Raw genomic sequence first — 19,660 nt, 5'->3', positions numbered from 1 at the left:
ACCTGCTGCGACCGCCGCCGGCACGAACGCTTGGTGGCGCCCTTGCGATGGCGGTCGAATTTCCCAGGCCTCCGGCTCCTCAGCGCGTCAGCCAGCCCTGCGTACGCGCGGTGAGCAGCGCATAGGGGAAGATCCAGAACAGCGCGAACGCGGAGAAAAACGAGTAGCCGATGCCGTAGACAAAATCCCAGGAGCGCTCGCCGCGCAGGTAATACAGCATGTTGAACGCCGACACCAGCAGCAGCACCGAGCCGAAGCGCAGCAGCAGATCCGGATGGCCCGGCAGCAGGACCACGAGCAGGGTCATCACCGCCCAACCCACGGGATAGCGCAGGTTGGTGATGAGCAGATCCAGCAGCGCGATCACCCGTGCCGGCAGCGGCCGCTTCCAGACGATGTGGCGCGCGAAACGCAATTCCTCGCGCACGTAGCTGCGGTCCCAGCGCAGAAACATCTTGCATAGCTGGCGATAGCGCGTCGGCACCAGGGTATGCACGATGGCGGCGCGCTGATAGACGCAGTCGTGGCCCTGTTCGAGGATGGCGTTGGTCAGCGCGCGATCCTCGCCGAAGGTGCAGGCGCGGCCGAGAAAACGTTGCCCGACCCAGGCATCGAGCACGCGCCGCACCACCGTGGTGCGGTAGGCCGCCAGCGCGCCCGGGCAGCAGTAGACGGTGCCGTAGGTGCTTTGCACCGCGCGCAGGAAATCAAACGACAGTGCGTAGCGCACCTTGAGCATGCGCGGGATCAGGCCCTGTTCGCGGTTGTACACGCTGACCTTGCCGGCGACCGCACCGATGCGCGGATCGCGGAACGGTCCGGCCATCGCCAGCAGGGTGCCGGGCTCGATCACGCTGTCGGAATCGATCGTCACCAGCACCTCGCCGCGGGCGCGGCGGAATCCCGCTTCCAGCGCGGCGCGCTTGCCCTGGTTGCGCTCGAAACGCAGCGTGCTGACCAAACCTGGGTACTGCGCCGCGGCCTGCTCGATGTGCAGCCAGGTGTCGTCGCTGCTGCCATCATCGACGACGATGATTTCCAGACGGTCACGCGGGTAACGCGCAAGGGCCACCGAATGGATCGAGCGCGCCACCATCGGGCCTTCGTTGTACGCTGGAATGATCACGGTCAACGGTGGTGCCTGCTGCATATCCGCGCTGGGTGGTGTGTGGTAGCGATACCAGAGCAGGGTGCGGAACAGCAGCATCAGCGAGCCCATCGCAGCCCACAGCATCGCCGGGCGCACGATGAACGATGCCCAGCCATGTTCGCGCGCCATGTGGATCACGCCGTGGAATACCTGCAGGTGCCAGCTCGCGAGCAGCAGCAGGCCCAGGCCCAGCAGGATTGCCAGGCGGTAGTAGCGATCGCCAGGCAGCGCGTGATAGTCGTGCGAGTCGGCGCGCGCCAACCGGTCAACCGTGGTGGCTTGTGTGCTCATCGGGCCGCAGTGTCGGAGAGGAGCGGCCGTTATACGCATCCCGCCGCGGCGAAGCATGAATAGCGAGCGACCACCCGGCGCGATCCATGGCACCGACCCATGCAGCCATCAGCGTGCGGCCATCAGAAACTCATGAAATAGCCGCCATTCACCGGCAGGTTGGCGCCGGTGATGTAGCTGGTGTCGTCGGCGGCAAGAAACGCCACGGCGCGGCCGATGTCGTCCGGGGCGCCGAGGCGACCGACCGGGATCTGCGCGATGATCTTTTCGCGGATGACCTCCGGTACCGCCATGACCATCTCGGTCTGGCAGTAGCCCGGCGACACGGTGTTGACGGTAATGCCCTTGGCGGCGACTTCGCGCGCAAGCGCCATGGTGAAGCCATGCACGCCGGCCTTGGCTGCCGAATAGTTGGTCTGCCCGAACTGGCCGGTCTGGCCATTGACCGAGCTGATGTTGACGATGCGCCCGAAACCGCGCGCCAGCATGCCCTCGATCGCGGCGCGGCTCATGTGGAAGATGCCGTCGAGGTTCACCGCCATGAGCTGGTCCCACTGCGATTTTTCCATCTTGCGCAGGCTGGCGTCGCGGGTGATGCCGGCGACGTTGATCAGGATGTCGACGCGACCGAGGCTAGCCTCGGTCGCGGCGATGAGGCGCTTGCAGGAATCGAAATCGGTGACGTCCAGCGCGCTGAAGGAAACGCGCTCGCCGAATTCGGCCATTTCCTGGCGGAACACCCCCAGGCGTTCGCTGCGGTTGGCCAGATCGGCGGCAACCACGCGCGCGCCTTGTCGGGCCAACTGGCGGCAAATGGCGCTGCCGAGACCGCCGATACCGCCGGTGACGATGGCGATGCGTTCACTCATGACTGACTCCTGGACAAGCCGCGGGCACACACGCGCCGCGCAGGCGGTGAGAACAAGATCAAACGGAAAAAAACATTCAGCGCGAGGATTTGCCGCCGGACTTGGCACCAGCCGGAACCGGGCGTGGCGGGGCGCCGCCGTGCGCGTGGCCCGTACCGCTACCATTTCCTGCGGCGGTGCCCGCCTCGGCTGCGGGCTTGGCCGCGGGGCGCGCGTTGGCGCTTTCCACCAGACTGCGCTGCAGGTTCTGCCACAGGTCCATGTTGCGCGTGGTCAGTTCATTGAACATGGTCCACGGCGTTTGCCCGACCACGCTGGTGAGCTGTTTGCGGAATTGCTGCTGCTGTTCCAGAAAGACCTGCATGCTGCGTTCGAGGTAAGGCCCCATCAGGCCCTGCAGCGCATCGCCGTAGAAGCGGATGATCTGCGTCAGCAACGGCACCGAGAACATCGGCGCGCCCTGCTGTTCGTGCTCGGCGATGATCTGCAGCAGCACGCTGCGCGTGAGGTCGTCGTTGGTCTTGGCGTCGCGCACCTCGAAGATCTCGCCATCGAGCACCAGCTGGCGTACTTCTTCCAGCGTGATGTAACTGGAGATCTCGGTGTCGTACAGACGCCGGTTGGGATATTTCTTGATGATGCGATTGGATGTTGCCATGCGGCAAACTTAGCAGATTGTTTTGCGATGCACCACTTACGATGCTGCGCAACAATTTCGCGCGCGCTTGCCTCAAAGGGCAGGCATGCATCCCGGGGCTTGGGGCATGGCAAGCAGCCATCCATGGGACGCGGCCCGTTCGGCCTCCTGCCTCACCTGGTGATGCGCATTGAAGCTGCCACTGGCAGCTTCAGGACATGCGCATTACCAACCCATGTAGTGGCCGCCGTTGATGGCGAGGTTGGCACCGGTGATCCAGGCGGCTTCCTCGCTGAGGAAGAAGTTCACCGCATAGGCGATTTCCTCAGGTTTGCCGAGGCGTCCCGCCGGAATCTGCGCGACGATCTTGGCGCGCACGTCCTCGGGTACGGCCATCACCATGTCGGTGCCCACGTAGCCGGGCGATACGGTGTTGACGGTGATGCCGAAGCGCGCGTTCTCCTGCGCCAGCGAGATGGTGAAGCCGTGCATGCCGGCCTTGGCCGCGGCGTAGTTGGCCTGGCCATACTGGCCTTTCTGGCCGTTGATCGAGCTGATCTGCACGATGCGGCCCCATTTGCGCTCGCGCATGGATTCGATCACCGGGCGGGTGACGTTGAAGCAGGCGTTGAGATTGGTGTTGACCACGTCCATCCACTGTTGATAGGTCATCTTGTGGAAGGTGGTGTCGCGCGTGATGCCGGCGTTGTTGATCAGGATGTCGACGGGGCCGAGCGCCTTCTCGATCGCGCGCACCATGTCCGCGGCGGCCTCGGGATCGCCGACATCGCCGGGCACGAGCGTCACCGGGCAACCGGCGGCGATCATTTTCTGGCGCCACGCCTCGGCCTTGTCGGCGTCGCGGTAATTGCTGGCGACGCGATGCCCCTCACGGACCAGGCGTTGCACGATGGCGGTACCAATGCCGCCGGTTCCGCCGGTGACCAGGGCGATGCGTGCAGTCATGTTGCGCTCCTTGTGGATGGCTTGCCGGCGAGTGTACGCGTGGCCTGCGTGACCGCCGATTGCGGCGCAGCAATCGTGCGCGCGCGCGGCAGACTTCCGGATTGGTAGTGCACACACGCATGGCGCAGCAAGCATGTGACATCGTGCGCCGGATGCCTTGCGGCGGCGTGTTGGCCCAGCAGCGCCAGTGCCACGCGCAGCACGCTCAGCACATCCTCGGGCAAGGCCGTTGCGCCGGCTGATTTGGACAGCTTCCGGCCCGCTGCATCGAGCAGCAGCGGGACATGCAGGTAACGGGGTGTGGGCAATTGCAGCAAACGCTGCAGCAGGATTTGCCGTGGCGTGGAATCGAGCAGGTCGGCGCCGCGCACCACATCGGTCACGCCCTGCGCGGCGTCATCCACGACCACGGCAAGCTGGTAGGCCCATAGACCATCGGTACGGCGCAGCACGAAGTCGCCGACTGCGGCGCGCACGTCCTGCTGTTGCGGCCCCTGCAGCCGATCGTCGAATGCGATCACCCCGCGCGGCACACGCAAGCGCCATGCCTGCGCGGCGTCGGCGCGCAGCGGACGTACGCACTGCGGCGGGTGAGTGCCGGCGTATGCGTCCAGATCGGCGCGCGTGCAGGCGCAGGGATAGGCGTGTCCGGCTGCGACGAGTTGGCGCAGTGCGGCGGCATAGGCCGCCGTGCGCTGGCTCTGGCGCCAGGGTTCGGCATCGGGATCCAGTCCGAGTCGATGCAGGGCGTGCAGTTGCGCCGCGCTGGCACCGGGCACGGCGCGCGGCGGGTCGATGTCCTCGATGCGCAGCAGCCAGCGTCCGCCGGCCGCGCGTGCCTCCAGCCAGCTGGCCAGCGCCGTGAACAGCGAACCCCAATGCAGCGTGCCGGTGGGCGAGGGTGCGAAGCGTCCGACGTAGGTCATGCCTGAATCATGCCATTTGGCACTCTTGAAACGCGCCGCGCGGCCCAGAGAATCGTCCGGCGGCATGAGCCGTGCATTCCCAGGCATCCCATGAAGCGTGTCCTCCTGTTTGTTGCCACCAACCTCGCGGTCCTCGTGCTGTTCACCCTCATCGCCCGGATCTTCGGCATCGACCAGTACGTCACCGCGAACGGCTACAGCTTTCCTGGACTGCTGCTGTTCGCCGCGTTGTTCGGCATGGGCGGCGCATTCATTTCACTGGCCATGTCCAGGCGCATCGCCTTGTGGCAGACCCACGCGCAGGTGATCGGGCAGCCGCAGAACGAGACCGAGCGCTGGCTGCTCGGCACCGTCGCCGAGCACGCCCGGGCGGCCGGCATCGGCATGCCCGAGGTGGCGGTTTACCAGGGCCCCGAGATGAACGCCTTCGCCACCGGCATGAATCGCAACCACGCGCTGGTGGCGGTGAGCAGCGGCCTGCTGGAAAACATGGATCGCGAACAGGTGCGCGCCGTGCTGGGCCACGAGATCGGCCACGTTGCCAACGGCGACATGGTCACGCTCACGCTGATCCAGGGCGTGGTCAATACCTTCGTCATCGTGGCCGCGCGCATCGTCGGTGGCGTCGTCGATTCGTGGATGTCCGGCGGACGCAACCGCGAACAGGGCGGCGCGGTCGGCATCGGCTATTTCGTCACCGTGATGGTGCTGGAGGTCGTGTTCGGCCTGTTCGCCTCGATGATCGTCATGGCCTTCTCGCGCTGGCGCGAATTCCGCGCCGACGCGGCGGGCGCGCAACTGGCCGGTCGCGGCACGATAATCTCGGCGCTGCAGCGGCTTGGCGCCACCTATGGCGAATCCAGCCTGCCCAAGACCATCGCCGCCTTCGGCATCTCCGGGCACGTGGCGCACGGCCTGCGGCGCCTGCTCATGAGCCACCCGCCGCTTGAGGAGCGCATCGCGGCCTTGCGCGCGGCCGCCTGAGCCCCCATTTGCCAGTCACCTTGCATGACACCGCGCGCAAGCGCGGTTTTCTTTATTGGAGCCCGAGCATGACCGACACCAGCACCGAAACCCGCAGTTTTGAAGCCGAAGTCAGCCAGGTATTGCACCTGGTGACGCACGCGCTGTATTCGCACAAGGAAGTGTTCCTGCGCGAGCTGATCTCCAACGCCTCCGATGCCTGCGACAAGCTGCGCTTCGAGGCCATCGCCAGGCCCGAACTCATGGGCGAGGGTGGCGAGCTGGGCATCGATATCCGCTGGGACCAGGACGCGCGCACGCTGTCCATCAGCGACAACGGCATCGGCATGAGCCGCGACGAGGTGATCGAGAACATCGGCACCATCGCGCGCTCGGGCACACGCAAGTTTCTCGATGCGCTCAGCGGTGACGCGCGCGCCGATTCGCGCCTGATCGGCCAGTTCGGCGTGGGCTTCTACTCGGCCTTCGTGGTCGCGGACAAGGTCACGCTGGAAACCCGCCGCGCCGGCGCTGCGGCCACCGAGGGCGTGCGCTGGGCATCCGACGGCAGCAGCGCCTACACGCTGGAAAACATCGAGCGCGCTGCGCGCGGCACCACGCTGACGCTGCATCTGAAAGAGGGCGAGGACGAGTTCCTCGAGCCCTGGCCGCTGCGCGAACTGGTGAAGAAATACTCCGAGCACATCGGATTTCCGATCCGCATGCCCAGGCTGGTCGAGGGCAAGCCGGGCGACGAGCTGGAAACGGTCAACCACGCCAGCGCGTTGTGGACGCAGCCCAAGAGCGAATTGAAGGACGAGGACTACCAGAACTTCTACAAGACCCTCACCCACGACTTCAACGCGCCGCTGGCGTGGACGCACAATCGCGTCGAGGGCAAGCAGAGCTACACGTTGCTGTTGTACGTGCCCGAGAAGCCGCCGTTCGAGGCCATGTTCAGCGGCCGCGACGAGCGCAAGGGACTCAAGCTGTATATCCGCCGCGTGTTCATCATGGACGCCAGCGAGCAACTGCTGCCGGCCTACCTGCGCTTCGTGCGCGGCGTGGTCGACTCCGACGATCTGCCGCTGAATGTCAGCCGCGAGATCCTGCAGGAGAACCGCCTGGTCAGCCAGATCCGCGCCGCCTGCAGCAAGCGCACGCTGGACCTGCTGGACAAGCTGGCCAAGGACGAGGCGCCGCGCTACGCCGGGTTCTACCAATCCTTCGGCAACGTGCTCAAGGAAGGCATTGTCGAGGACAACGACAATCGCGAGCGCATCGCCGGGCTGCTGCGCTTCGCTTCCACGCACAACAGTGACGCCACGCAGAACGTGTCGCTGGATGACTACATCGGTCGTATGCAGGCCGGGCAGGAGTTCATTTATTACCTCACCGCCGAATCCTGGGCCGCCGCGCGACACAGCGCGCAGATCGAAGCCCTGGCCGCGCGCGGCATCGAGGTGCTGCTGATGAGCGAGCGCATCGACGAATGGATGATGGGCTATCTCAGCGAGTACCAGGGCAAGCGTTTTCAGCACGCCGGCAAGGGCGAGCTGGACCTGCCCCTGGACGCCGCCGAGAAGGAACGCCGCGAGGCCGCCGAAAAGGACGCCGCGCCGCTGCTGGACAAGCTCAAGCAGGCGCTGGGCGAGCGTGTGTCGGCGGTGCGCCTCAGCCATCGTCTGACTGAGTCGCCGGCCTGTCTGGTGCTGGAGGCGCACGACATGGCCCTGCATACGCGGCGGCTGATGGCCGAAGCGGGGCACGCCATGCCCGCCGCCAAGCCGGTGCTGGAGATCAATGCCACGCATCCGCTGCTGCAGCGCTACGCGGCGGAAACCGACAGCGCGCGCGGCACGGATCTGGCGCTGTTGCTGCTGGAGCAGGCCGAGGTCGCCGAAGGCGCGCAGCTCGACGACCCGGCGGCCTTCGTCAAGCGTGTCAACCGGCTGTTGCTGGGCGCGGCGGCGTAACAACCTGGAAGCCGCGCCGCCCGGCGTGCGTGCCGACATCTGGCTGTGGGCGGCGCGGTTCTTCAAGACCCGCGCACTGGCCAAACAGGCGCTGGCTGCCGGCAAGATCGCCTGCGGCGGCGTGGCCTGCAAACCCGCGCGCCTGTTGCGCGTGGGTGAGCGGCTGGACATCGCGCGCGGCGAGGAGCGTTTCGAGATCGAAGTGCTGGCGCTGGCCAACACGCGCGGCCCCGCCACCATGGCGCAAACACTGTATCGCGAGTCCCCGGCCAGCAGCGCCGCGCGCGCCGCGCTGCGCGAACAGCGCCGCCTGCAACAAGCCGGCACGCCGCAGCCGCCGCCCGCGCGCCCTGGCAAGCGCGACCGGCGCCGCATCCACGCGTTCAAGCAAGGTCTCTGAACTGGCTGCCGTGTCGCCCGGTCTGGCAGTCGCCGAGCGAGCGCGAGTGGCCGGTCTTGCACCGACCATCCTGCATCCACAACCCGTGGACAGGCGACCCGCTGCGGGCCGCCCATCCCCGTGGCGCCTTACTTCGCCGGGATGTAACTCAAGTCCTTGTCGTACTTGTAAATGCTCGACCACGAGTGTTCGATCGCCGCCAGGTACTGCTTGCGGTTTGCCGCCGCCGCGGCCTTGGGCGGCCTCAAACTCCAGGTGCAACACCCAAGCGGGAGTAGCTTAGGCTGTTGCGATGCGAACCTACAACGAACTGAGTTTGGATGAGCGCGTGGAGATGCAGCGACGTCTGGAAGCCGGTGACAGTCTGCGTGCGATTGCCCGCTCGCTGGGCCGTGCCGCGAGCACGATCAGCCGCGAGCGCCGGCGTGCGCCGAGTGGGGTGACCTATCTCGCGCAGGCGGCGCAAGGGCGAGCGCGCCTCTGCCGACGCAAACCGCGGGTGCCGCGCAAGCTCGACGATCCAGCGCTGCGAGAAGTGGTCCATGAGCTTCTGTTTGCGCGCTGGTCGCCGCAGCAGATCGCCGGGATACTGGCGCGGGCCTTCCCCGATCGGGCGGACTACCGGGTGTCGCACGAGACCATCTATGGCGCGATCTACGTGACCCCGCGGGGCGACTTGCGCAAGCAGCTGATTGCCTGCCTGCGGCAGGGCCGCAGCACCCGCAAGCCGCGCAGCCGCGGTCAGGATCGACGTGGCCAGATCCCGAACATGCAGAGCATCCATGTGCGCCCGCCCGAGGTCGAAGACCGGTTGGTCCCGGGCCACTGGGAGGGTGATCTGATCAAGGGCACCGGCAATCGCTCTTCGGTCGGCACGCTGGTCGAGCGCAGCAGTGGCTTCGTGGTCCTGGCCAAGATGAGCAGCGCCACCGCCGCGGACGCGCTGGTGAGCTTCAGCCAAGCCCTGCAGCGCATCCCGGCCGCCCTGCGCAAGACGCTGACCTACGATCAGGGCAAGGAGATGAGCTATCACGATGCGTTGACCTTGCGAACCGGTGTGGCGGTCTACTTCGCCGACCCGCACAGCCCCTGGCAGCGCGGCAGCAACGAAAACACCAACGGCCTGTTGCGTCAGTACCTGCCCAAGGGCACGGATCTGTCGGTGTACAGCCAAGACGAGCTCAACCAGATCGCGTTGAGCCTCAACACCCGACCTCGGCAACGGCATGGATTCCACACGCCGCTGCAGGTCTACAACGAATATCTACGACTCGCCGAGGCCACGCTCGGCACCATGCACTGATTCTGTTGCACCGGGACCTTGAAACCGCCTTGCCATAAACATGCTCCATCATGGCCTTGGCCGACGGGCTCGGATCCTCACCCATCTCGGCCCAGGACTTGTTGGGCCATATCATGTTGTAATCCTCCGCTCCACGGCCACCGCCGATGACGCTCGTGGTGTCCCAGTTGGCATCCCACTTGGTCTTGCTGGCGGCCGCGGCGAACTTGCCCAGTGCCTCCTCGAACTCCTGACCTTGGCCGGGCCTCACCTTGATACCGGTCACGTAGAAATAATCCATGCCCTTCATGGCGCCCGGATGGCTGAGTTTGGGCATGTCCTGCTCCACCCAGCTCCTGCCCTTGCTGAAGTGCGCTTCGACCGCGCTGACGAAGGTCGGCCCGCAGGCCTTGCCGGCAGGATCGTGCGAGTCCATCGCGGCCCAGGTCGTGTCGCCGCTCTCGAAGACGTAATGATCGAGATTGCCGGTGACCTGGTCGAACGCCCACATCGCATGGGTTGCCCCGTGCTGGTGCAGGCATTGCAGCCAGGTCTTCATGCCTTCCTGAAAGGCATGGTCCTGCGCCGGAGCGACGGTGATTTCGTAAAAGCGATGCACCGCCGCCGGCGCCGCGGCTTGCGCCACGAGCCCGCCACTGGCAAACACAGCCACCGCGACCACCATCACCCGAAACGTGTTCTTGTGCATGATGTGACTCCCCATCGATGGCAGCATCGCCCGCATGCCGGATTGCATCCGGATCCGGTGCTGTCATCGGCGCGCTATACGCCTGAACTACACCGTGCTCAAGGGATAACACCCACGGGATTGTTTGTAGGATGATCTGCGGTTTTGTGTCGTATTTGTGATCAGTGATCACCCGACTGGATGCGCATTCACTGCGTCAAGATATGGAATCCGTAAGGCATGGGCATGGCTCGCTGCGTGCCCCTGTGAGCAGGACTGGCGCTGCAGCCACGCGTTCAGGCGGAGACTTGCCGATCCGGACTGAGAGGCTGTGAATTTTTCAGCCTCTCGGCCCGGCCATGGATGGCCGGACGCGAAGCGGTCACGCAAGTGGCTGATTCGCGGAGGCGCGTACAGACCTGTGCCGGGCGCGCCGATGAAAAATGCCGCACGACGCGGAATTTTTCACAGACTCTGACGCCGGGATTCGACCCGGCGTCGCGTGTTTGATTCCGGATGCACGCGGCGGCGCGCCGCCCGGCCGTGCGTTTCAGCCGGCGGGGAAGTAGCTGAGTTCCTTGCTGGCGCGCCACACGCCGTCCCACTGCTCGGCGATGGCATCCATGAATTGCTGGCGGATGGCGGCGGCCTGTTCCTTGCCGTAGGACTTTTCCATCATTGCTTTCAGCGTGGGGTTGGAGTCCGCGCCGATCTCGGCCCAGGACGCATTGGGCCAGATCAGGGTGAAGTCGGACGCGCCATGCCCGCCGCCGCTGTTCTGGCGCACGAACCATTGCCCTGGCCACTTGCTGTCGCGCGCGGCGTCGGCGTATTTTTCCAATGCCTCCATCAGCGCCGGGCCCTGTCCGGGCTTGATGCGCACGCTGTACACGTAGGCGAGGGCGGGCACGCCCTTGCTGTCCTTGGCCATGTGACTGAGCTTGGGCATGCGCTCGGTGACCCAACTGGTCCAGGTGGCGGTGTGCGGCATGACGCTGGCATTGAAAACCGGGTCGCAGTCCTTGTCGGCCGGGTCCGTGATGTCGAGGCCGGCCCAGGTCTTGGCGTCCACCTCGAAGGCATAGCGGCCGACATCACCGGTCGCCGCGCTCCATGCCCACACGGTTTGCTTGAAGCCATGCTGATGCAGGCATTGCACGTAGGTCTTCATGCCTTCGCGGAAGGCCTGATCCTGCGCGGGCGTGACCTCGGCCATCCACATCCGCGACACCGTTCCGCTATCCGCGGCCTGCGCGGCACCGGCCGCCGCCGTTACCGCCAGACCCAGCATGAGCAACCATCGACACGCTGCATTGTTCTTGTTCATGGTGCGACTCCCCACATACGCGGCGCGCCCGGACGCGGAATTGCAGCCGGATCAGCCGTCGCGAGCACGCACAGCTACTCCGGGGTTGTTCAGGCCGCAAAAGAATGGGGCGAATTTCGGGCTTGTGTCGCCAAAACGAAACAATGCGCGCGCGTTGCAGTCAGGGCGGTCGCGCGGCGCTGCGCGAGGCGCGCCGCAACGTCGCTGCTGCCCGCGCTGGCCAGCATGATCGCCACGTGCGTCAAGCGTTGCATTGCGGCAAGGGCGATCGGCCATGCCTGCGATCCAGTCGCGTGCTTGGGCTGATCTTGCGGCAGGTCATCGGCTGGGCGATGCGTGATCACGCGGATACCGACTTGGTCTTGCAGGCGTTGCTCTCGGCGGCCTGGCGTCGCAAACCCAAACCGGGCGCGTTGATTCATTCGGACCATGGCTCGTCTACACCAGCCACGATTGGCGGAGGCAAAGAAGGACGACTTGATTCCGCGCATCATGAGTTCGTCTATCCCGTTCCGCGGTTAGCCTCACGGCTCCTGCTCTGACTTGCGCGAAGTGGCTCTGACCCGCTTTGATGCGCTTTGATCGGGGCTAGACCGATTCGGCCAATGCGGTGAGACAGCCACGCGCCTCCAGTTCATCGACGCTGTCCTCCCGCGCGCAGCGTCCGTGATCCATGGCTTGGGCAAGCTTGCCGGCGATCAGGCCGGTCCAGCGGTCGCGGCCGGAGGTCTTGGCGCGGTACAGCGCGGTGTCCGCCATGCGCAGGCAGAAGGCCCAGTCCCCGGTGGCCTCGGGCCATAGCGGAAACAGGCTGAAGCCCATGGAGACGGTGAGGGAAACACGGTCGCCGCGCAGGATCAGCGGCGTCTGCTGCAGTCGCTCGCGCACGCGTGCGAACAGATGCTGTGCTTCGGAGATCGGCGTGCCCGGGCACGCCCACAGGAACTCCTCGCCGCCCCAGCGCACCAGGACGTCCGACTGACGGCTGCACTCGCGCAGGATCCCCGCGAAGTGCTTCAGGGCGTGATCGCCGGCTTCATGGCCATGGCGGTCGTTCACCTTCTTGAAATGGTCGATGTCCAGCAGCATCACCAGGGCTGGCATCAGCGGACTGCCCTTGCGGCGTGCTTCCAGATGCGCGGCCGCAAGCCGCTCCAGCCAGGCCTGGCCGTAGCGGCGGTTGCGCAGGCCGGTGAGGGCGTCCTCTTCACTTTGCCGCGAGATGGTGTCGTGAAGCCGGGTCAGATCCCGATACTGGGTCTCGATCTCGGCATTCTTCATGGCCAGCGACTGGTTGAGGCACTTGCGCACGCGACTCTGGCGGATACTCAGCGCGGCCACGGCCGCGAGCAGCAGCAGCGCCGCCAGCATGGCCTCGGTGGTCAAAAGTTGCCGCTGCTCGAGCGCTTTCGCCCGGACCAGGGCGGCCTGCTGCCGATCGTGCTCGCGCTGCGCCTGGGCCAGCTCAGCATTTCTGCGCTCGAGTTCGATCACCGCTTCGAGCTTGGCCATCTGGGTGTTGGATTGCACCGTCACGTGCACGTCGTGCAGCTTTTTGTACGCGCGCATCACCGACAGGGCATCGCGGTAACGGCCCAGGGCCGCCAGGTTGTCGACCATGCGCGGGTACAGTTCCAGGCGACGCTGCACGTCGTCGGCCGCGGTGAACAGCGCCAGCGACTTCGCATAGGCCCGTTCGGCTGCCGCGTGCTGGCCCAGGCCGGCCAGGGCGGCGCCGATGTTGGAGTAGGCGGTGGCAGCCTCGCTGGTGCTGCCGGCGCGCTCGAATTCACGTGCCGCCTGCTGCAGCAGCGGCAGGGCCTGGGCCGGCTGGTTCTGCTTTTGCAGCAGATCGGCCATGTTGTTGAGCAAGCTGGGTGCCGGCAGCTGATGGGCACGGGCGATGCGCAGGGCATGCGCATAGGTGGCGCCGGCACGCGGGAAGTCGCCCAGCTCCTGGTAGGCGCCGCCGACGTTGGCGAGGATCGCCACCTGCTGCGCAGGGTCCGGCCCGGCAGCCATGGCGCGCTGGCCATACTCGATGGCCTTGGGCCAGTTCTTCGCGTACATGTACAGCGCGTTGAAGTTCAACATCAGGCTGACGCGGTCGGGCAGGCCCAGCGCCTTGCCGGCGCGATCGGCCGCCTGCAGCGCCGCGATGGCCTTGGGCAGTTCGTCGCTCTTGACGTAAACCACGGCGATAAGCTGGTTGGCCCAGTAATCGACCATGCTCGGATGCCGTGGCGCCGTGGCCAGGGCGATGCGCGCGGTGCGCAGGGCGTCGCGGGTATCGTCCAGCATCAGATACGAGCTGCTGAGCTTGCGCCAAAGTTCGGCGATGGCCTGGGCCTGGCCGGGAAGCTGGCTGCCCAGCGCCGTGATCTGCGGCTCCAGCGCCCGGACGCGCGCGAGATCCCGGGTCGCCCACATGCTCTCGCATAGATGCCAGAGCAGGCGCAGGCGCTGCGTCGGCGTCAGTGCGGCCGGCAGCAGGCGCGCCCCGATCGCCACGGCCTGCGCGGGTTGTTGCTGCGCATCCGCCGCGGCGATCAAATGCAGCCCCAGCTCGATGCGCGCGCCCTGCGGCGGACCGGCCTGCCATGCCGGCAGGCCGGCCTGCAGCGCCGCAGCGGGGTTCCTGGCCTGCAGCGCCTGGACCCGGGCCAGCACGATCGCAATCGACGTCGCATCCGCCGTGGCGGCCGAGCGCGCGGGTGCCGGTGCGGTGGAGGCCGCGGTGGCCGGGCCGGCGTACGCCGCCACGACCAGCCACGCACCCGTGATGGAGAGCGTGCGCCAACAGCGAAACATGTGGAGTTCCCGGCAAGTCGGTTCGGCTGCAAGCGACCCGGCTGGGTCTCTCGGACGGTGAGCATAACGAACACAAGCAAAAACGGGGCCGGCATCACTGGCCGGGATTCGGTGCAGTGAACCCGAGTCGTGCCAAAGCAGCAAAGCAGGGTCAGAGTGTACTTTCTCCCCAAGGTCGACTCTGACCCAGGTCTCGCATTGCCATCGAGTTGCCAGTATCTCCGCGGTACGCTTTCAAGCGCGCGGGCAGGATCAGCCATTTATGACTTTATTGACTTATTTACGACTATATTTGTCTGGAACAGCTGGTTGCAAAACCGCGGACTTATTCCACCGTCACCGATTTGGCCAGATTGCGCGGCTGATCGACATCGGTGCCGCGCAGTACCGCGACGTGGTAGGCAAGCAGTTGCAAGGGCACGGTGAGCACGGCGGGGGCGATCATTTCGCCGCCCACGTCCAGGCGCAACACGCGCGCCGGGTCTTCGCCATCCAGCGCCGAGTCGCGGTCGGCGATGAGGTACAACTCGCCGCCGCGTGCGCGCACTTCCTGCAGGTTGGACTTGAGTTTGTCCAGCAACGCGTTGTTGGGCGCCACGGCGATCACCGGCATGTCGCTGTCGACCAGCGCCAGCGGGCCGTGCTTCAGTTCGCCGGCGGGGTAGGCCTCGGCGTGGATGTAGGAGATTTCCTTGAGTTTGAGCGCACCCTCCATCGCCACCGCCTGCTGCGTGCCGCGGCCGAGGAACAGCGCGTGCTGACGCGGCACGATGCGCGCGGCCAGGGCCTCGATCTCGGCGTCGATGGCCAGCGCCTGTTCGAGCATGCGCGGCAAGTGTGCCAGCTCGGCGGCCAGTGCATCCAGGCGCGCGGTTGGCTGGCCGCGCGTGCGCGCCAGCGCCAGCGTCAGCAGCGCCAGCGCGGCGAGCTGCGTGGTGAATGCCTTGGTCGAAGCGACGCCGATCTCGGGGCCGGCGCGGGTCATCAGTTTGAGGTCGGCTTCGCGCACCAGCGAGGACTCGGGCACGTTGCACAGTGCCAGCGTGCCCAGATAGCCGCGTGCGCGGGTTTCGCGCAGGGCCGACAGCGTGTCGGCGGTTTCGCCGGATTGCGAGATCGCCACGAATAGCGTGCCGGGCGGCACCACCACGTCGCGGTAGCGGTATTCGCTGGCCACCTCGACGCTGACCGGGATATGCGCCAGCGCCTCGATCCAGATGCGCGCCACCAGTCCGGCGTGATAGCTGGTGCCGCAGGCGACGATGTGCAGGCCCGCAACGCGCGTCAGCAGCGCATCGCCGCCGGGGCCGAAGATGTTGGGCAGCGGGCCGTGCGCGCCGAGGCGGCCTTCCAGCGTGTCGGCCACGGCGCGCGGCTGTTCGTAGATTTCCTTGAGCATGAAATGGCGGAATTCGCCCTTGTCGATGGCGTCCGTGCTGAGGTCGGATTCATGCACGGCGCGCTGCACGTCAACGCCGCCGCGGTCGAACACCGCATAGCCATCTTGGCGGATCTCGGCCAGGTCGCCTTCTTCCAGATAAATCACGCGCCGCGTGACCTGGACCAGTGCCTGCATGTCCGAGCCGAGGAAATGCTCGCCGATGCCCACGCCCAGCACCAGTGGGCTGCCCAGGCGCGCGCCGATGATGCGCTCGGGGTCGTGCGCGTCCATCACCGCGATGGCGTAGGCGCCTTGCAGCCGCGCGACCGCGCGCAGAACGGCCGCGCGCAGGCCGATGCCGCGCGCCAGTTCGATATCGACCAGGTGCGCGATGACCTCGGTATCGGTTTCCGATTCGAACACGCGCCCCTGCGCCTGCAGCTCGCTGCGCAGTTCGGCGTGGTTTTCGATGATGCCGTTGTGCACCACGGTGGCGCGTCCGGACAGGTGCGGGTGCGCGTTGCTCTCGCTGGGCACGCCGTGCGTGGCCCAGCGCGTGTGCGCGATGCCGGTGCTGCCGGGGAACGGATCGGCCAGATAACGCTGCTCCATCTCGCGCACCTTGCCCTTGGCGCGCACGCGGCGCACGCCCTGCGGGGTGAGCACGGCCATGCCGGCCGAGTCGTAGCCGCGGTATTCCAGCGCTTTCAGTCCGGCGATCAGGATCGGCGCAACGTCACGTTGTGCCACGGCGGCGACGATGCCACACATGCGGCGTGCTCCAGTCAGGGGGGGCGGTGGGGGGTGATGATAAGGCGCATGGTCACTGTCGGTAGTAGTCGCGGTACCAGGCCACGAAGTGCGCGATGCCGTCCTCGATGCCGACGCGTGGCTGCCAGCCGGTGGCGGCGCGCAGTGCGGAAACATCGGCCCAGGTGGCCTCGACGTCGCCGGGTTGCATGGGCAGCAGGTTTTTCTGCACGCGCCGGCCCAGCGATTGTTCCAGCAGCTCGATGAAGTGCAGCAGCTCCACTGGCCGATCGCCGCCGATGTTGTAGATGCGGAACGGCGCATCGGAGCGGCCGGGGTGTGGGTGCAGTGCGTCGTAAGCGGGAGCGGGGGTGGCCGGCTGGTCGAGCACGGCCACGACACCGGCGACGATGTCGTCGATGTAGGTGAAATCGCGCTGGTGCCGGCCGTGGTTGAACACGTCCAGCGACTCGCCGCGGCGGATGCGCGCGGCGAACAGGTTCGGTGACATGTCCGGCCGCCCCCAAGGCCCGTACACGGTGAAGAAGCGCAGCCCGGTGGCAGGCAGCCGGTACAAATGGCTGTAGGCGTGCGCCATCAACTCGTTGGATTTCTTGGTGGCCGCGTACAGACTGAGCGGATGATCGACCGCGTCAGCCTCGCTGAAGGGCAGTTTGCGGTTGGCGCCATAGACCGAACTGGACGAGGCAAACACCAGGTGCTGCACGCTGCCGTGGCGGCAGGCTTCCAGCACGTTGCCGAAGCCGACCAGATTGCTCTGCACATAGGCCGCGGGATTCTGCAGCGAGTAGCGCACGCCGGCCTGCGCCGCCAGGTGCACCACGCGTTCGGGGCTGAAGGGTGCGAACGCCGCGTGCAGCGCCGCGCCATCGGCGATGTCGAGACGTGCATGCCGATAGCCCGGATGCGTGGCGAAACGATCCAGCCGCGCCTGTTTCAACGCCGGATCGTAGTAATCGTTGTGGTTGTCGATGCCCAGCACCTGCTCGCCGCGCGCCAGCAGGTGCTCGATCAGCGCGGCACCGATGAAGCCGGCCGCGCCAGTGACCAGAATGCGCATGGAATCAAGGCTCGTGAATTAGGCAAAGTCTAGCAGTGGCCGCGCGCGGGCCGTTGACAGGGCGGGGGCCGCTGGCTAGTTTGCCTTGCATCCGATGACTTTTCAGGTAACGCGCGGGCAACCGCCGTCGAGCGTGCGACATGAGCACTCCCCGCTGATTCCATCCGCACCGCGTCGCGCCGACCATCGGGGCGTTCGACGCCCTTTTTTGTTGCCTGCATTTTTGCCTGGCGATTGAACCCGGAAGACAGTCATGATCCAGATCACGCTCCCCGACGGCAGCCGCCGCGAATTCGAGAACGCCCCCAGTGTGCGCGAGGTGGCCATGTCCATCGGCCCCGGCTTGGGCAAAGCCGCGCTCGCTGGTCGTGTGGATGGCACGCTGGTCGATCTCGGCTGCGTCATCGAGCGCGATGCCAAACTCGAGATCATCACCGAGAAAAGCCCCGAGGCGCTGGAGATCATCCGCCATTCCACCGCGCATCTGCTGGCGCAGGCGGTGCAGCGCCTGTTCCCGGGAGCGCAGGTCACCATCGGCCCGGTGATCGACAACGGCTTCTACTATGACTTCGCCTACGAGCGGCCGTTCACGCCCGAGGATCTGCCGCGCATCGAGGACGAGATGCGCAAGATAGCGGCCGCGGCCATGCCGCTGACCCGCACGGTGAAATCGCGCGACGCCGCGGTGGCGTTTTTTCAGGGCATCGGCGAAACCTACAAGGCCGAGATCATCCGCGCCATCCCCGCGCACGAGGAACTGTCATTGTACGCGCAGGGCGAGTTCACCGACTTGTGCCGTGGGCCGCACGTTCCCGACACCGGGCGTCTGAAGGCTTTCAAGCTGCTCAAGGTGGCCGGTGCCTACTGGCGTGGCGACAGCAACAACGCCATGTTGAGCCGCATCTACGGCACCGCTTTCCTCAATGACAAGGACCTCAAGGCTTATCTGCTGCAGATCGAGGAAGCCGAGAAGCGTGATCACCGCAGGATCGGCAAGGCGCTGGACCTGTTCCATTTGCAGGAGGAAGGCCCGGGCCTGGTGTTCTGGCATCCCAGGGGCTGGTCGATCTGGCAAGTGGTCGAGCAGTACATGCGCCGCGTGTATCGCGACACCGGCTATGGCGAGGTGCGCTGTCCGCAGATCCTGGATGTGTCGCTGTGGCAGAAATCGGGCCACTGGGACAACTACAAGGAAAACATGTTCTTCACCGAGTCGGAGAAGCGCACCTACGCGGTCAAGCCGATGAACTGTCCAGGCCATGTGCAGATATTCAATCAGGGCCTGCACAGTTACCGCGACCTGCCGATCCGCTATGGCGAGTTCGGCGCCTGCCATCGCAACGAGCCTTCCGGCGCGCTGCACGGCATCCTGCGTGTGCGCGGCTTCACCCAGGACGACGGCCACATCTTCTGCACCGAGGAGCAGATCGAGTCCGAGGTGGCGGCGTTCCATCGTCAGGCGCTGAAGGTCTACGATGACTTCGGTTTCGGCGACATCCAGGTGAAGATCGCGTTGCGCCCGGACAAGCGTCTCGGCGACGACGCCACTTGGGACAAGGCCGAGCATGCGCTGCGCGCGGCGCTGCGCGGCGCCAGCGTGGAATGGCAGGAATTGCCCGGCGAGGGTGCGTTCTATGGCCCGAAGATCGAATATCACCTCAAGGACGCCATTGGCCGCACCTGGCAGCTGGGCACCATGCAGGTGGACTTCATGATGCCCGGCCGCCTGGGTGCCGAGTACGTGGACGAGCACAGCCAGCGCCGCCATCCGGTCATGCTGCACCGGGCCATTGTCGGCTCGATGGAGCGCTTCATCGGCATCCTCATCGAGCACCACGCCGGCGCGTTTCCGGCATGGCTGGCGCCGCTGCAGGCCATCGTGCTGAACATCACCGACGCACATGCAAGCTATGCTGCCGAGGTGGCGCAGACGCTGGCGCGACAAGGTTTTCGCGTCGAGGCCGATTTGCGCAACGAAAAAGTGGGCTATAAGATCCGCGAACACACGCTGCAACGCGTGCCCTATCTGCTGGTGGTCGGTGACCGCGAGAAGGAAACGGGTGCGGTCGCCGTGCGCGCTCTAAACGGCGCGGATCTGGGCAGCATGACGCAGTCCGGATTCGCCGCACGCCTGGCCTCGGAAGCACACCCTGCTTAGGGTG

15 protein-coding genes and 1 pseudogene are annotated in these 19,660 nt (G+C 66.1%); 6 read left to right on the top strand and 10 right to left on the bottom strand.

Features of this window, described 5'->3' with window-relative positions:
• Positions 1-79 precede the first annotated feature (79 nt).
• From Mschef_RS11320 to gluQRS, 5 genes are all read right to left on the bottom strand, one after another.
• Entirely contained in the window at positions 80-1,441 is a 1,362-nt protein-coding gene (locus Mschef_RS11320) for a glycosyltransferase family 2 protein (RefSeq protein WP_168708912.1), read from the bottom strand.
• A gap of 122 nt (positions 1,442-1,563) precedes the next feature.
• Positions 1,564-2,310, bottom strand: a complete 747-nt coding sequence (gene phbB, locus Mschef_RS11315; RefSeq protein ID WP_081128493.1) for an acetoacetyl-CoA reductase — start codon at positions 2,308-2,310, stop codon at positions 1,564-1,566.
• Positions 2,311-2,386: 76 nt separating this feature from the next.
• Complete coding sequence (phaR, locus tag Mschef_RS11310) at positions 2,387-2,968, bottom strand: polyhydroxyalkanoate synthesis repressor PhaR (RefSeq protein WP_081128491.1); 582 nt, start codon at positions 2,966-2,968, stop codon at positions 2,387-2,389.
• Positions 2,969-3,172: 204 nt separating this feature from the next.
• A complete protein-coding gene (phbB, locus tag Mschef_RS11305) occupies positions 3,173-3,913 on the bottom strand; it encodes an acetoacetyl-CoA reductase (RefSeq protein ID WP_081128489.1) in 741 nt (246 codons plus the stop codon).
• The gene (gene gluQRS / locus Mschef_RS11300; protein ID WP_081129987.1) at positions 3,910-4,839 is read right to left on the bottom strand and encodes a tRNA glutamyl-Q(34) synthetase GluQRS; all 930 of its coding nucleotides are present in this window, start codon (positions 4,837-4,839) and stop codon (positions 3,910-3,912) included. Before gluQRS ends, phbB (Mschef_RS11305) begins: the two co-directional genes overlap by 4 nt.
• A gap of 90 nt (positions 4,840-4,929) precedes the next feature.
• Between gluQRS and htpX the strand changes: the two genes are divergently transcribed.
• From htpX to Mschef_RS11280, 4 genes are all read left to right on the top strand, one after another.
• Positions 4,930-5,823, top strand: a complete 894-nt coding sequence (gene htpX / locus Mschef_RS11295) for a protease HtpX (RefSeq protein ID WP_081128487.1) — start codon at positions 4,930-4,932, stop codon at positions 5,821-5,823.
• A 68-nt stretch (positions 5,824-5,891) separates the two neighbouring features.
• The gene (gene htpG, locus Mschef_RS11290) at positions 5,892-7,778 is read left to right on the top strand and encodes a molecular chaperone HtpG (protein ID WP_081129986.1); all 1,887 of its coding nucleotides are present in this window, start codon (positions 5,892-5,894) and stop codon (positions 7,776-7,778) included.
• Positions 7,779-7,803: 25 nt separating this feature from the next.
• Positions 7,804-8,178, top strand: coding sequence for an RNA-binding S4 domain-containing protein (locus tag Mschef_RS11285; RefSeq protein WP_081129985.1), 375 nt, complete (start codon positions 7,804-7,806; stop codon positions 8,176-8,178).
• A 292-nt stretch (positions 8,179-8,470) separates the two neighbouring features.
• Positions 8,471-9,481 carry an IS30 family transposase gene (locus tag Mschef_RS11280; protein WP_081128485.1) on the top strand — a complete coding sequence of 337 codons (1,011 nt, stop codon included), beginning with the start codon at positions 8,471-8,473 and terminating at the stop codon, positions 9,479-9,481.
• Here Mschef_RS11280 and Mschef_RS11275 read toward each other — a convergent pair.
• Together Mschef_RS11275 and Mschef_RS11270 are read right to left on the bottom strand one after the other, a co-directional pair.
• Positions 9,381-10,169: a hypothetical protein gene (locus Mschef_RS11275; RefSeq protein WP_176212446.1), complete on the bottom strand. Its 789-nt coding sequence runs from the start codon at positions 10,167-10,169 to the stop codon at positions 9,381-9,383. The genes Mschef_RS11280 and Mschef_RS11275 overlap by 101 nt on opposite strands.
• Positions 10,170-10,698: 529 nt before the next feature.
• Positions 10,699-11,475 (bottom strand): hypothetical protein, encoded by a 777-nt coding sequence (locus Mschef_RS11270; RefSeq protein WP_136256609.1) that lies wholly within the window; start codon positions 11,473-11,475, stop codon positions 10,699-10,701.
• 293 nt (positions 11,476-11,768) lie between these two features.
• On the opposite strand from Mschef_RS11270, the pseudogene Mschef_RS17290 reads away from it, so the two are divergent.
• Positions 11,769-11,935, top strand: a pseudogene (locus Mschef_RS17290) (DDE-type integrase/transposase/recombinase); the annotation flags it as partial.
• A gap of 128 nt (positions 11,936-12,063) precedes the next feature.
• Here Mschef_RS17290 and Mschef_RS11265 read toward each other — a convergent pair.
• From Mschef_RS11265 to Mschef_RS11255, 3 genes are all read right to left on the bottom strand, one after another.
• A complete protein-coding gene (locus Mschef_RS11265) occupies positions 12,064-14,286 on the bottom strand; it encodes a diguanylate cyclase (protein WP_081128479.1) in 2,223 nt (740 codons plus the stop codon).
• A gap of 325 nt (positions 14,287-14,611) precedes the next feature.
• Positions 14,612-16,438 carry a glutamine--fructose-6-phosphate transaminase (isomerizing) gene (glmS, locus tag Mschef_RS11260; RefSeq protein WP_081128477.1) on the bottom strand — a complete coding sequence of 609 codons (1,827 nt, stop codon included), beginning with the start codon at positions 16,436-16,438 and terminating at the stop codon, positions 14,612-14,614.
• Positions 16,439-16,490: 52 nt separating this feature from the next.
• Entirely contained in the window at positions 16,491-17,498 is a 1,008-nt protein-coding gene (locus Mschef_RS11255) for an NAD-dependent epimerase (protein WP_081128475.1), read from the bottom strand.
• Positions 17,499-17,751: 253 nt separating this feature from the next.
• Here Mschef_RS11255 and thrS point away from each other — a divergent pair, with 253 nt between their 5' ends.
• On the top strand, positions 17,752-19,656 hold the full coding sequence (gene thrS, locus Mschef_RS11250; protein ID WP_081128473.1) for a threonine--tRNA ligase: 1,905 nt from the start codon (positions 17,752-17,754) through the stop codon (positions 19,654-19,656).
• Positions 19,657-19,660: the final 4 nt, after the last annotated feature.

This window comes from Metallibacterium scheffleri, from assembly GCF_002077135.1.
Taxonomy (GTDB): Bacteria; Pseudomonadota; Gammaproteobacteria; order Xanthomonadales; family Rhodanobacteraceae; genus Metallibacterium; species Metallibacterium scheffleri.
The sequence above is the reverse complement of the archived record's forward strand: the minus strand, read 5'-3'. Positions and strand labels throughout refer to the sequence as shown.

Bases quoted from the DNA above. Each gene is read 5' to 3' on its own strand.
- Mschef_RS11320 (WP_168708912.1), bottom strand. From the start codon at position 1,441: ATGAGCACACAAGCCACCACGGTTGACCGGTTGGCGCGCGCCGACTCG.
- phbB (WP_081128493.1), bottom strand. From the start codon at position 2,310: ATGAGTGAACGCATCGCCATCGTCACCGGCGGTATCGGCGGTCTCGGC.
- phaR (WP_081128491.1), bottom strand. From the start codon at position 2,968: ATGGCAACATCCAATCGCATCATCAAGAAATATCCCAACCGGCGTCTG.
- phbB (WP_081128489.1), bottom strand. From the start codon at position 3,913: ATGACTGCACGCATCGCCCTGGTCACCGGCGGAACCGGCGGCATTGGT.
- gluQRS (WP_081129987.1), bottom strand. From the start codon at position 4,839: ATGACCTACGTCGGACGCTTCGCACCCTCGCCCACCGGCACGCTGCAT.
- htpX (WP_081128487.1), top strand. From the start codon at position 4,930: ATGAAGCGTGTCCTCCTGTTTGTTGCCACCAACCTCGCGGTCCTCGTG.
- htpG (WP_081129986.1), top strand. From the start codon at position 5,892: ATGACCGACACCAGCACCGAAACCCGCAGTTTTGAAGCCGAAGTCAGC.
- Mschef_RS11280 (WP_081128485.1), top strand. From the start codon at position 8,471: ATGCGAACCTACAACGAACTGAGTTTGGATGAGCGCGTGGAGATGCAG.
- Mschef_RS11275 (WP_176212446.1), bottom strand. From the start codon at position 10,169: ATGCACAAGAACACGTTTCGGGTGATGGTGGTCGCGGTGGCTGTGTTT.
- Mschef_RS11270 (WP_136256609.1), bottom strand. From the start codon at position 11,475: ATGAACAAGAACAATGCAGCGTGTCGATGGTTGCTCATGCTGGGTCTG.
- Mschef_RS11265 (WP_081128479.1), bottom strand. From the start codon at position 14,286: ATGTTTCGCTGTTGGCGCACGCTCTCCATCACGGGTGCGTGGCTGGTC.
- glmS (WP_081128477.1), bottom strand. From the start codon at position 16,438: ATGTGTGGCATCGTCGCCGCCGTGGCACAACGTGACGTTGCGCCGATC.
- Mschef_RS11255 (WP_081128475.1), bottom strand. From the start codon at position 17,498: ATGCGCATTCTGGTCACTGGCGCGGCCGGCTTCATCGGTGCCGCGCTG.
- thrS (WP_081128473.1), top strand. From the start codon at position 17,752: ATGATCCAGATCACGCTCCCCGACGGCAGCCGCCGCGAATTCGAGAAC.